We start from the raw sequence: 12,050 nt of genomic DNA on the forward strand, positions 1-12,050 counted from the left end.
GCGCCAGGACACCGGGAGCTCACACCAAAAATTCGCCCGCAAGGAGTCGCGTCTGTTAATCGGGTAACCGGGACCGCTTTTCCGGGGTCATTTCCCGTTCCCACTCAGCTTCGTCTCCCGGCGCTGGCAGAAACCGGCCAAACTCGATCATCTGGGTGGCGGGAATGTCCTGCAGATAAATCCAGACGTCCTCGGTGGTTATGTCCGCAATCCGGACTATCTCTTCAAGCATCTGGCTCATCAGGGCCTGCTTGACCCCGGTACTGCGGCCTTGCCGGACCAGGCCATGTACATACACCTGGGGCGACTTGTTCACGCTGCCACCTACAAAGTGCTCGCCCTCAATGGCAGCACAGAACAGAACCTGGGCAAAAAAACGGGGCGCGCCGGTTTGCGTGTGATGGGCCGTTGTTATGGCCTCCGCTACCTGTGATTTCTGCTGCAGCGACAGGGCAAGATTCGCGACTGTGACGGTATAGGTTGGCATGGGGAATTCCTACCGAAAGTGACATGTAGTTATCTGTGGTGGCTCGTATCGAGAGTCGGGATGACAAACCTCAGTCAGTTGCTTCATCGCAGAACTTTTGACTGTCTCTGCCCGTGTCCACCAGACAATCCCATCGCGAATGCCATTGAGCGGTCCCGGTTTTCGATAGGGCGTGTTTTATGAAGCATAGTTTGCGCTACCGGAGTTTACAGGCCGGCGCCGGCCTGCGGTGTTGCATCATTCTGTTGTATTCGTCCACCGGGAAAGGCCATGTCGCCGGAAAGGTAGTTCACGGGGGCTGGACTGATCATCGGAGGTTCAGGCTTCTTCACATTGTTGTTTATTGATCAGCTTAGGGAAGCGTTGAGCGAGAGGAAAACCGGGACCGGTCTATTTGTGATTATTTTAATCATCTTTTCGTCCGTCCGGGTGGGTCGTTCCCTTTACTGCGCCAGGCTTACCGGTCACAAAATCGTTCTCCATGTAGCTGATCACTTCGTCTGTTGCCAGAACATTGGCGACTGTGCTGCCGGCAACAGTCAGGGCTTTTTCCTGATTGGCCGTTGCGGTAGCGACGGCATCGCTTACCACGACGACATCATACCCGCGGGAGTTACCGGCATAAGCAGTGCTGAGGATACATTCGTCCGTCCAAAGGCCGGTAAGTATAATGGTATCAATACTGGCTTCCTTGAGTTTTTCATCCAGATAAGAGTTATCGTTGTCATCGAAATTCCAGAACATATCCAGATGTTTTCCATGGTAAAACCAACCGTCGGCTATCTCTTTTTCGCTGGGCGCTATTTCCGATAGCGGTTCCATGCCCGGGGCACCGGTAGTAATGTAAAGGGCATTTTGGGGGTTATCGGGCTGCAATCCCGTTGGGCCGTACCATCGATCCATGGCATTGGAGATACCATCGTCGAACCTGCGGGTCCAGGAGCTCCATGTAATGCAGACTCCGTCGCTGCCGGACTGGGCCTTTCGAAAGACATCCACCAGCTTGATCAGGTTCGGAAGAACGTCACCGGCATAGGGTCTGTACTCTTCCTGACAGTCATCAAGGAGCAGGGCGACTCGGCGGGGACGATCTTTCAGGTTCCATGACGCCCAGAAACTCAGGGGCTGTTTATGGGGTCCGTCAGGCGTTTCGCTGTAGTTATCCATCGGCTGCAGGGCAAGGTCCTTGTCGCGATTCTTGCACGGCCGCTTTAGAGCTTCTTCCAGGGTTGGAATCGTTTCTTTACTGTGACTCATTTTATCCTCCTTTTTTTCCAGACGGGACACTCGGCACCGATTGGGGCGGAGCAGATGGCCGACCCAGCACAAAGCCTGACCCTGGGGCGTCAGATGCGGAGGATGCGGACGATTAGAGTGCCGTTATTGCACCCGGCATTCGACAAATTGGTCAACCCAAGTGCCAGTGTACGGAAATAATGTGATCGATAGAAAGAAATCAATCCAGGCCAGATTTATTTTTCAGGTATGGGAAAATAACCTGTCCCGGTTGCCAAAAGGCAACTGATCCAGCGCCGCGGTGTTGGTCAGACATGTCGTTTCAGTCGGTGCCGTATGACCGGATGCACTGGCCCCGGCAGGGGGAATCTCAAGGCTCAAGCCAGTCACGAAACCACTGCTCGCGAAGCTCGACGGTCTGCGAATACCAGCGGTGATCGCGAACAACCGCCGTGTCCATATGTGATGGCGCCGTTGGCATGTAGGGGCGCATGGGCACGCCCGCATCGGTGTGGAGCCCGACTCGCTGCTGAGCGGATTTCCGCGCCGGGCCGTAACTGATCAGGTTGGCCTGGGCCGCCATGTTCTCAGCCCGGGTAGCGAACGCAATAAAGTCCGCGGCCAGTCCGGCCTGATCGGTGCCACGCAGGATCGTCCAGCTGTTAAAGCCGATCAGTTGGCCATCCCAGATAACCGAGATCGGCGCGCCCTCCATGGCTCTGGCATGAAAAAAACGACCGTTATAGCCCGTTGCCATGGCCACCTTGCCGCTGGTCAACAGCTCGACCGGTCCGTCACCCCGGGTCCACCAGACAATCGCCTCGCGAATGCCATCCAGTTGGCGGGAAGCCAGGTCCAGGCCGCGCCGGGTACTCAGCAGATCATAGAGTTGCTCGCGCGGCACTGACAGGGATAACAGGGCCCACTCGAGCAGGCCTACCGGTGATTCTCGCAACGCGCGCTTGCCCGGAAAATCATTGAGATTGAAGAAGTCCTCCACACTGTCTGGCTTCACTCCCGGGAACGCCCGGTCATCAAAGGCAATAACGGTTGAGAACACGATCTGGGTAATAAAGCATCGGTGAATCGCACCGTCCATGAAGTCGTTCCGGGGCGCGGTGCCATCCGGGGCCGGCGCCAGGATGCCGGGATCGATATTTTCCAGCAGGCCCTGGTCGCAGGCGGCACTGGCATCGGACTGGATCATATCCACCAGATCCCAGTCGGTATCTCCGCTGGCAAGCTGTTCCCGCAGTGCCTTCACGCCGCCGTCGTAATGGACCGTTTCGATGTCGACGCCGGTGGCTTTCGTGAAGGGCTCAAAGTAAGCACGGCGCTGGCTGTTTTCATAGGAGCCGCCCCAGGTGGCAATGGTCAGCACTTCCCGGGCCGGATCGCTGTTCTGCGCCGACAGCAGACCCGGGAAAGCCAACAGCCCGAGTATCCAGGGTAAAATAAACTCCGGACTAGGCCGCTTCATTTTCTTCCTCACGCAGGTCATGGACGATTTCCAGATACGCTCTTATCACCGCCTCCTCCGGCACCACACCCAAAAGACGACCGTCTCTGGCAACCAACGGAACGGCTTCGCCGAGGAAGCCCCGCAGCAGTTCCATGGATTGCCACACGGAGGTGTCCTCCGCAAACCGGGTGAACGACCGGATGGCCGCTGCCGTCACCAGGGTGTCTGCCGGGCGGTTTACAATTGCCTGCAGCCTGACCACGCCCAGAAGTTTACCCTGAGGGTCGACAACCATCGCCTCGGCGCGGTTGCTGTCGACCAGGCGCTGGCGAACCCTGCCTACCGTATCCAGATCGCTGACGGCGGTGTACTCAGTGGACAGGTAATCCCCTATCCGATGGGTTTCCAGAATGGCTTTGCCGCGGCCAAGAGCCAGATCGAAACCACGGGCGCGCAATTGCAGGTCGAACAGTGAGCGCCCGATCACCCGATAGGAAATCAGGTTGGCGAAAACCACGGAGACCATGGCGGCAATGGTCAGGTCGTAACTGCGGGTCAGCTCGAACACAATGAGGATGGTCGTCAACGGCGCCCCGATGACGGAACTGGCCAGGGCCATCATGCCGCAGATAGCGTAGACCACCAGCCCGGAATGTGGCACTGGCGCAATATAGGGCAGAACCAGGCCGTAAAAAGCCCCGAACAGAATGCCGATCAGCAGCGCCGGGCTGAACACGCCGCCGACGAAGCCAAAACCCACACACAGCGCCGTCAGAACCAGTTTGGCGACGATGATCAGCCCCAGCTCGCCAATACCGAACGCGCCTTCAATCGTCGCAAACCGCAGGGTTTCCTGGCCGATACCCAGCACTTCCGGTATCCACAGGGCCACCAGCCCCAGCACCAGCCCGGCGATGGCCGGGCGGGCCCATGGCAGTCCGATATAGCGACGGGCGGTAGTGGTGCTCAACCTGAGCAGCATCATGAAAACCCAGGCCAACCCGGCACAAAGCACGCCTTCCAGGGCAAAAAACAGGAACTCGTAGCTGTGCTCCACGCGATCGAAACTCACCAGAAACAGCGCCGGGCGATCAAAAATCACATTGGCAATGATGTAGCCCGTTGCCGCCGCCACCGTGACCGGGGCAAAGGCCCGCAGCGAGTAGTGGCGCAGGATGACTTCGTGGGCAAACACCAGACCGGCAATCGGTGCGTTGAACGCCGTGGAAATGGCGGCGGCAACGCCGCAGGCAATGGCAATGGAACGCTGATGGCGCAGGTTCAGCCGCAGTCGCCCCGCCAGGTTGCCGAACATCGCGCCGAGATAGACCAGCGGGCCGTATTGGCCAACCGACGCGCCACTACCGAGGGAGACCAGAGCGGCAAGTGTGGAGGCCACACCGCTTTTCAACGTCGGCGCCGGGCCATTGGTCTGTGCCGCCAGAATGGCATCGGGCGGCGCCAGACCGCGCTTCTCCCGCACCAGAAAGTGAACCAGCAGGCCCACCACCAGGCCACCGGCAGCGGGCACAAGTACGGTGGCTGCCGCTACCAGGCCGGGCCTGTCGTCCGCCTGAATGCGGGCATAGGGGGAAATCAGCAGACGGTCATTGAGATAGTGGATCGCATCGACAAAACCGATCGCTGCAAGCGAGGCGGCTGCACCCACCAGGATGGCCACCACCGTGACGGTGATGATCTGGTATACGATCTGCTGAATGCCTTGTCTGTCCATACCACCAGTAAAGTTCCGATTCGTCCGGCACTCAACCATTCAGCGGTATTGATGGAACCGGATACCGGGTCTCCAGGCCCTCAGTACAGACGATCGATATAGGACTCATGCGGCTTCGCCACGCGGTTGTCGTCGTCGTGCGCCCATTCACGCGGAGGCAGATCCGGGGCAGGCGGCGGATTGCTGTCATAATCGAACTGCTCCAGCAGATCGCTGATGCAGTTTAGCCTGGCATGACGCTTGACGTCGGCATCCACCATTCGCCATGGCGCGTACGGCAGGTCCGTGTAGCGCAGCATTTCATCCTTGGCTTTTGAGTACTCCGGCCACAGCTCCCGCGATTTGAGATCCATCGGGGAGATCTTCCAGCGCTTGGTAGGATCGGCAGCACGTTCCTGAAAACGCTGCTCCTGAACTTCCTCGCTGACCGAGAACCAGTATTTCAGGAGAATGATGCCGTCCTCGACCAGCATGTGCTCGAATTCGGGACAGGTGCGCATGAACAATTCGACTTCCTCCGTCGTGGCAAACCCCATGACCCGTTCCACGCCCGCCCGGTTATACCAGGATCGGTCAAACAGCACCATTTCACCTGCCGCTGGCAGATGGGCTGCGTATCTCTGGAAGTACCACTGGCTGCGTTCGCGATCGGACGGAACGCCAAGGGCGACAGTGCGTACCACGCGAGGATTCATGTTCGCGGTAATGCGCTTGATGGTCCCACCCTTGCCGGCGGCATCGCGCCCCTCGAACAGGACCACGATGCGCAGGCCCTGATCGGTAATGGCGCGCTGAAGTTTGGCCAGTTCCTCCTCCAGCCGCGCCAGTTCCTGCTCGTAGATTTTCTTGTTCAATACGCCGTGCTTATTGTAGGCGTCGTCGCTGAAGCGGCGATTAGGTGACAATGACTGCATGCGACCTCTCCGGATTGACTGCCTGACGCTCTGGGTTCGGGGCTTACTTACATTACAGAAGTGTGACAAGGTAGTATACGGCATCGAAGTCCTGCCATATTGATGTTGTCGCGCCCTCAGTGCGGACAGCCAGAACCGTGCCAATCGCAGTAAGGGTGAGCCAATGAACTACCGCCAGTTCCTTCTAGCTGGAGTACTCGTACTTCTGGCTGTTGTGCTCTGGTCGAGCCCCGAGTTCAAACAGATTGCCGCCGGGGTTGCGATTTTCCTGTTTGGCATGCTCTCGCTCGAGAGCGGGTTCCGCCAGTTTACGGGCGGATTTCTGGAGCGGGTGCTTCGCCGGACAACAGACACGATTCCAAAGAGCCTTGGTTTCGGGGTTATCAGCACCGCCATCATGCAATCGAGCTCACTGGTATCAGTGATTACGATATCGTTCCTCAGCGCCGGCCTGCTCCCCCTGATCACCGGCATCGGCATCATTTTCGGAGCCAACCTGGGCACCACTACCGGTGCCTGGCTGTTCGCAACCATTGGCATGAAGATGAGCCTGTCGGTCTTCGCGTTGCCGATGCTGGTGTTCGGCGTAGTGCTGAAATTCCAGCAATCGCGGGCACTGCAGGCGTTCGGTGCAATTCTGGCTGGCCTCGGATTTCTGTTTCTGGGCATTGATTTCATGAAGGAGGGGTTCGAAAGCTACCAGTCGGCGGTTGATCTGCGCGACTACGCAATGACAGGCTTAACGGGACTGCTGGTTTATACCGGGCTGGGAATTCTGGCGACGGTGGTCATGCAGTCCAGCCACGCGACACTGGCCCTTACGCTGGCCGGCCTGGCCACGGGGCAGGTGACCTACGAGAACGCTCTGGCGCTGGCCATTGGCGCCAACATTGGCACCACGGTGACCGCCCTGATTGGTGGTATCGGTGCGAATATCGCCGGCAAACGCCTGGCAGGCGCCCATCTCCTGTTCAATCTGGCGACGGCGGTGATCGCCCTGGTGCTGATTGAACCCCTGCGCTGGTCTGTCGACAGCCTGTCGGCGCTCATGTCGATCGCTGAAGATGACTACACGGTCAAGCTCGCCCTGTTCCACACCTTTTTCAACTGCCTCGGTGTTGCCGTGATGTTGCCATTGCTGTCGAAGATGGCGAGCGCCCTGGAGCGCTGGCTGCCTGAACCGGAGGAAGAGGTCCCGGCGCAGCCCAGGTACCTGAATTCGGCTGCGATGGATTCGCCCGACAGCGCAAAGGCGGCGGTTCGCCGGGAGGTCTGGCACCTGTTTGACCAGGCCTTTGTCATCCTCGCCCATGGTCTGCACCTGCACCGTGAACAGATCCGCGACAGCGATGACCTGGCAGCAACGATCAATAACCACCGGGAGCGCATTGACATCGACATCGACCAGCTCTACCGGCAGCGCGTCAAGTATCTTTATAATGCCATTCTGGATTTCATTTCCGGGCTTATGGCCCGCATGGGGTCAGCCAGTTCCGACGAATCACTTTACCGGCTGCAGCAAGCCGCCGCCGAAATGGTGGAAGCCATCAAGCATGTAAAACACCTGCGCAAGAACCTCACCACCTATATGGTTGCGGATAACGAGGCTATCCGGAAGGAGTATAATGATCTCCGGCTGCGGGTCGCGATGGTGCTCCGCGAAACTTATCGGTTCTACGAAGGCGAATTCGATGACGCCACTACGGCAATACTGGAACTCGACGAAATCGCTGTTCGTGCCCGGGTGGGGCGTGAATCCATGGTCGCGCGCGTTACGGAACTCCTGGGAACAAAGCAGATCAATGCTGGTATGGCCACCTCCCTGCTGAACGATTCCGCCTATGCCAGCGAGACAGTGGATTCGATTCTCGGTGGGACTCGGGCGCTGCTCGCAGCAACGGATACAGGCGCTGCCAGGACCACGGAAGCCCTGTCGGTGGGCGATGCAGGTCAGGCAGACATGAACGTCTGAGGCGTCACCGGCGGGTGGCTGAATGCGGGCCGGTCAATCTTCCAATATGACGGAGTCAGAGCATGGGTTTCAAGGACCTGGTGGCCAGGCTGGACGATACGCTACGGGAGCTCGACAAGGGCAAATCCCTCAAGTACGAGGAATTGAAGCGCCTGGAGCAAAAGCTGACGGAAAAGCAGGCAAAGTACCGGCATAGGCTTGATTCCGGCTCGCCGGAGGAAGCATCAGCTCAGACCGAGGTTCGCCTGCGGGTGGTTGAGGCGCAACTGGCCAAACTGCGGGAGCTCATGGCAGAAGCATCCCTCTGATCATAAAGAACAGCATCGCTGCCAACAGCGCCGCTAACGGCACCGTAATTAACCAGGCGGCCACGATCCGGAACAACGCCGAACGTTTTACAAGGTCCTTGCGGTATAATTTTTTCAGGCTCTTGCGCTCGGTTTTCGAGATTGGTGAGGCGCCTCCATTGCGCTTTTTGAGATCCTTCAGGATAACTCCCTTCTCTCTGAACGAAGCCTCATCGAACTCCCTGAGCAAACGCTCCACTTCTTCCCGGTCCGCTCCGGCATGGTGCGCCTCGATCTCGTCAATCTTCCGGCGATAGGTGGATTTGAGGTGCTCACGCAGAAAGCCGACCCCGAACACACCGCCGATGGCAATATGAGTCGAGCTTACCGGAAGGCCTAGCTGACTTGCGATGATGACGGTAATCGCCGCGGCTATGGCCACGCAGAAGGCACGCATGCGGTCGAGTTCGGTGATCTCGGAGCCGACCGTGCGTATCAGCTTGGGGCCGTAAAGTGCCAGCCCGAGCGCAATGCCGAGCGCTCCCACCATCAATACCCAGGTCGGGATCGCTGCCTCCGACGCGATGCCACCCTGCAGCACGGCTTCATTGATCGCGGCCAGCGGGCCTACCGCGTTCGCAACATCATTGGCCCCATGGGCGAAGCTCAGCAGCGCAGCCGAAAAAATAAGTGGGTAGGTGAACAGGCTGTCGACCCCCGCTTTACTGTTTTCCACCTCGACAGAAGAACGGGCAATGAGCCATTTCGTAAACCACCATACCAGTACGCCAACGACCGCGCCGACTCCGACAGCGGGCAGCAATCCGATGTCAAAAATCTTGCCCAGCCCCTTTATTACAAGATACGTGGCAAAAGCCCAGGCCATGATTGCGACGAAAAGCGGTACATTGGATCTGGCGGCCTTGGCAATGTCCCGCTTGTAGGTGATCCGGCGCTTGATCAGATACAGGGAAAACGCAGCGATAGTTCCACCCATCACCGGCGATATGATCCAGCTTGCAGCAATCTGGCCAAACTGCTGCCAATCCACGATACCTACGCCACCCGCCGCTATACCCGCGCCCATGACGCCGCCGACGATGGAGTGGGTCGTGGAGACGGGCGCTCCGATCAGAGTGGCCGCATTCAGCCAGAGTGCCGCGGCAAGCAGCGCCGCCATCATCAGCCAGATAAAGGTATCGGGATCTCCAATCAGCGCAGGATCAATGATCCCCTTCTTGATGGTGCCGACCACATCGCCGCCGGCTATCAGTGCCCCACTGGCCTCAAAGATCGCTGCTATCGCAATTGCGCCGGTCAGGGTCAATGCTTTGGAACCAACGGCAGGGCCCACATTATTGGCGACATCGTTGGCGCCGATGTTCATTGCCATGTACCCGCCGATCATGGCCGCTGCCACCAGCATGACCATGTTTGGAGCGTCGGCCCCGATGGAGCGGACATACACCATGATTCCGGCAAGGAATATCACCGCCAGGCCGATACGAAAAACCTCCGTTCGCCGGTAACGGGTCGCCTGTTCTATGGTATTGATCTGTTCCAGCCCCATGGTTGCGCTGCCATTGTGTCGATATTGGTGAACGATACCTTCAGCAGGCCGTTAATCAGCTGATCTGACAGATGTCTTATCTGGATTCAGCGGCCTGCCGGTCCGGAATTATCCGTCGTGCAGCGGCACGATCAGCACCGGACGCCTGGAGTGAGTGAGGGTCTTGGTTGCGGTAGAGCCGATCAGCGCCTGCCCGAGCGAGCTGTGCTTGCGGGCTCCCATAACGATCACATCGGCATCTATCTCGTCGCTGACTTCAAGGATTTTACGCCAGGGTACGCCTTCCTCGATGCGCGACTCGATGGCCTTCAGGTCTGATGCTTCGTGCTCTTCCAGTTCGTCCTCGCAGAAGCGCTGTATCCGCTCCCGGATCTTGACGCCGAGCGCTTTCACCCCCGTGTGGAGCCTTTCGTCAAGCTCTTCTTCCTTCATCACGGTATTCAGCAAACTGCGGGTCGTTGTCGACAAGGGCTCAATCACGTGCAGATAGGTGACCTGAGATCCGGGGTAGTGACCACGCAGACTGATTGCTGCGCGAAATGCCGGGCGCGAACCTTGATCAAGGTCGGAGACATACAGAATCTTTTTAATATCACCAAACATCATTGTTCTCCTCTGTGCCCCGGGACCGCGAATCCGGCAACCAAAGTGCAGTCTGGGAAATAAACGCAACAAGCGCCAAACTCACAATATTGGCGCATCAGAACCGGTTGATCCCTTCTGAAGATAGTGCCCGTTTCGACATCTCGCAATACGGCACGGGGTGCTACCCGGCATAATCCTGACCCTGATCAATCCAGCAAGGGCAGGAAAGGAATAACAGATTCTTCAAGAAGTGCATTCTGCTTCTGCATGAACGATGGGGATGCCGGTGGGTTCGGGTCGGAGGTCATTACCACCGTCATTGCCAGCCCGGGGAAAACATACAGCATCTGCCCGCCGTAACCCCGGCCGTAATAGGCACGATAGCCACCCAGCTCGGTAATGAACCACCCGAATCCGTAGGCATCATCGGTGTAACGGGAGGTCCCCCGTTGGGTCCATGAAAGCTCGATCCACTCTGCCGAGAGCACCTGTTGCCCTCCATGGACTCCGCCGTTACGGTAAAGCTCGCCGATTTTCAGCAACGCCATCGGTGAAAGACGCATGTCGTTACCGCCGAAATAGATTCCCTGGGGGTCGGTCAGCCAGGGCCGGATATCAATACCCAGCGGGTCGCCAAGCCAGTCACGGGTGATGGCCAGAGTGCTGCGCCCGGTGCGCCTGGTCAGGGCGGCAGACAGCAGATGGTAGCTGCCGGTGGAGTAAAGCATTTCGCCACCTGGCTCCGCGACAAAGCGCCGGCTGAGCGCGTAGTCCACCCAGTTACTGCTGTTGACCCATTCGCCGTAATAACGGCCAGAGGTGCGCTGAAGACCGGCCTGCATGGACAGCAGGTGGCCAATGGTCACCTCCTCGATCCTGTCGCTGGCACCGGCGGGAACCTCCAGCAGATCTGCTACAGGCTGTCCCGGGCCGGTGAAAACGCCGCGACCAATGGCCATGCCCACAACGGTGGAAAGCACCGTTTTTGACAGCGACTTGATATTGGCTGGCTCATCAAGTCCCGGACCCCGCAACGCCCGGGCGAACACGGGCTCCCCGTCTACAGCGACCACCAGGCTGTGAAGCCGTTCAAGTTTGCCGGCCCTGTCAGCCAGGCCGGGAAATGCTTCATTGTTAACAACGGGTGCCACCGCAAGAGCGGACGCCGTCAGCAACAGGCCTCCGGCCATAAACGACACTCTGGTCAGACGGTTCACGAACTGCATAACTCATTTACCTGACAGTTTCCGGTATTGGAAAGGGTACGATACGCAGCCGGACTGGAACACAAATCGACGCAAAGTTTAACCTGACAAATCAGCAACACCGGGTTTAACCTGACCCTGGTTTTCATGACTGAGTCTGTGCCCAATGAATCTGCGTCGAGTATTTCCGCTGTTGTCGATCCTGCTCACCCTGGGCCTTGCCGGTTGTGCCAGCAATCAGAGCCTGCAATCAGCGGACCAGATGCCATGGCAACCTGCGGCCGGCGCCGATGCCGAATATTCGGAGACCGCGGATCGGCTATGGCAGGTATTTGAACGCTACGAGGGTACGCCTTACCGCTATGGTGGCACCTCTGTGAATGGCTTTGACTGCTCCGGCTTTATCGCAACCGCGTTTGATGAAGCCCTTGGGCGTCAGCTGCCCCGTACGACCTCCCAGATGCTCGCTGCCGGTGATGCGGTAAATCACGATCAGCTGAGGCCGGGTGATCTGGTGTTTTTCCGCATCAAGGGCAAGGATCAGCATGCCGGCATCTACATGGGTGGCGACAGCTTCATTCATGCCTCAACGTCCGT

At 58.2% G+C, this 12,050-nt stretch carries 11 protein-coding genes; 3 read left to right on the top strand and 8 right to left on the bottom strand.

The window, feature by feature from the left end; all coding sequences use genetic code 11:
• Positions 1-55: 55 nt before the first annotated feature.
• The 5 genes from VJ956_RS00715 to ppk2 all read right to left on the bottom strand — a co-directional run bounded on the left by VJ956_RS00715 (position 56) and on the right by ppk2 (position 5,834).
• Positions 56-487 carry a tautomerase family protein gene (locus VJ956_RS00715; protein WP_324080568.1) on the bottom strand — a complete coding sequence of 144 codons (432 nt, stop codon included), beginning with the start codon at positions 485-487 and terminating at the stop codon, positions 56-58.
• Between the two features lie 405 nt (positions 488-892).
• Positions 893-1,744, bottom strand: coding sequence for an isochorismatase family protein (locus tag VJ956_RS00720; protein WP_324080570.1), 852 nt, complete (start codon positions 1,742-1,744; stop codon positions 893-895).
• 349 nt (positions 1,745-2,093) lie between these two features.
• Positions 2,094-3,203 carry an extracellular solute-binding protein gene (locus VJ956_RS00725; RefSeq protein WP_324080573.1) on the bottom strand — a complete coding sequence of 370 codons (1,110 nt, stop codon included), beginning with the start codon at positions 3,201-3,203 and terminating at the stop codon, positions 2,094-2,096.
• A complete protein-coding gene (locus tag VJ956_RS00730; RefSeq protein ID WP_324080575.1) occupies positions 3,190-4,920 on the bottom strand; it encodes a chloride channel protein in 1,731 nt (576 codons plus the stop codon). Before VJ956_RS00730 ends, VJ956_RS00725 begins: the two co-directional genes overlap by 14 nt.
• Before the next feature lie 80 nt (positions 4,921-5,000).
• Positions 5,001-5,834 (bottom strand): polyphosphate kinase 2, encoded by an 834-nt coding sequence (gene ppk2 / locus VJ956_RS00735; protein WP_324080577.1) that lies wholly within the window; start codon positions 5,832-5,834, stop codon positions 5,001-5,003.
• Between the two features lie 163 nt (positions 5,835-5,997).
• On the opposite strand from ppk2, the gene VJ956_RS00740 reads away from it, so the two are divergent.
• Positions 5,998-7,806: a Na/Pi symporter gene (locus VJ956_RS00740; RefSeq protein ID WP_324080579.1), complete on the top strand. Its 1,809-nt coding sequence runs from the start codon at positions 5,998-6,000 to the stop codon at positions 7,804-7,806.
• A 62-nt stretch (positions 7,807-7,868) separates the two neighbouring features.
• Positions 7,869-8,114, top strand: coding sequence for a hypothetical protein (locus tag VJ956_RS00745; protein ID WP_324080581.1), 246 nt, complete (start codon positions 7,869-7,871; stop codon positions 8,112-8,114).
• Here the strand turns inward: VJ956_RS00745 and VJ956_RS00750 are convergent.
• From VJ956_RS00750 to VJ956_RS00760, 3 genes are all read right to left on the bottom strand, one after another.
• Entirely contained in the window at positions 8,092-9,663 is a 1,572-nt protein-coding gene (locus VJ956_RS00750; protein WP_324080583.1) for an anion permease, read from the bottom strand. The two genes, VJ956_RS00745 and VJ956_RS00750, sit on opposite strands and share 23 nt — an antisense overlap.
• Positions 9,664-9,771: 108 nt before the next feature.
• Positions 9,772-10,269, bottom strand: coding sequence for a universal stress protein (locus VJ956_RS00755; protein WP_324080585.1), 498 nt, complete (start codon positions 10,267-10,269; stop codon positions 9,772-9,774).
• Between the two features lie 185 nt (positions 10,270-10,454).
• On the bottom strand, positions 10,455-11,474 hold the full coding sequence (locus VJ956_RS00760) for a serine hydrolase (protein WP_324080586.1): 1,020 nt from the start codon (positions 11,472-11,474) through the stop codon (positions 10,455-10,457).
• A 145-nt stretch (positions 11,475-11,619) separates the two neighbouring features.
• Here VJ956_RS00760 and VJ956_RS00765 point away from each other — a divergent pair.
• A partial coding sequence (locus tag VJ956_RS00765; RefSeq protein ID WP_324080588.1) for a C40 family peptidase occupies positions 11,620-12,050 on the top strand: 431 nt, incomplete at its 3' end.

It is taken from the genome of Marinobacter sp., assembly GCF_035268745.1.
Lineage (GTDB): Bacteria > Pseudomonadota > Gammaproteobacteria > Pseudomonadales > Oleiphilaceae > Marinobacter.

Excerpts from the sequence above, each read along its gene's own strand:
- VJ956_RS00720 (WP_324080570.1), bottom strand. The coding sequence starts at position 1,744 with ATGAGTCACAGTAAAGAAACGATTCCAACCCTGGAAGAAGCTCTAAAG.
- VJ956_RS00730 (WP_324080575.1), bottom strand. The coding sequence starts at position 4,920 with ATGGACAGACAAGGCATTCAGCAGATCGTATACCAGATCATCACCGTC.
- VJ956_RS00755 (WP_324080585.1), bottom strand. The coding sequence starts at position 10,269 with ATGATGTTTGGTGATATTAAAAAGATTCTGTATGTCTCCGACCTTGAT.
- VJ956_RS00760 (WP_324080586.1), bottom strand. The coding sequence starts at position 11,474 with ATGCAGTTCGTGAACCGTCTGACCAGAGTGTCGTTTATGGCCGGAGGC.
- VJ956_RS00750 (WP_324080583.1), bottom strand. The coding sequence starts at position 9,663 with ATGGGGCTGGAACAGATCAATACCATAGAACAGGCGACCCGTTACCGG.
- VJ956_RS00740 (WP_324080579.1), top strand. The coding sequence starts at position 5,998 with ATGAACTACCGCCAGTTCCTTCTAGCTGGAGTACTCGTACTTCTGGCT.
- VJ956_RS00725 (WP_324080573.1), bottom strand. The coding sequence starts at position 3,203 with ATGAAGCGGCCTAGTCCGGAGTTTATTTTACCCTGGATACTCGGGCTG.
- VJ956_RS00745 (WP_324080581.1), top strand. The coding sequence starts at position 7,869 with ATGGGTTTCAAGGACCTGGTGGCCAGGCTGGACGATACGCTACGGGAG.
- VJ956_RS00715 (WP_324080568.1), bottom strand. The coding sequence starts at position 487 with ATGCCAACCTATACCGTCACAGTCGCGAATCTTGCCCTGTCGCTGCAG.
- ppk2 (WP_324080577.1), bottom strand. The coding sequence starts at position 5,834 with ATGCAGTCATTGTCACCTAATCGCCGCTTCAGCGACGACGCCTACAAT.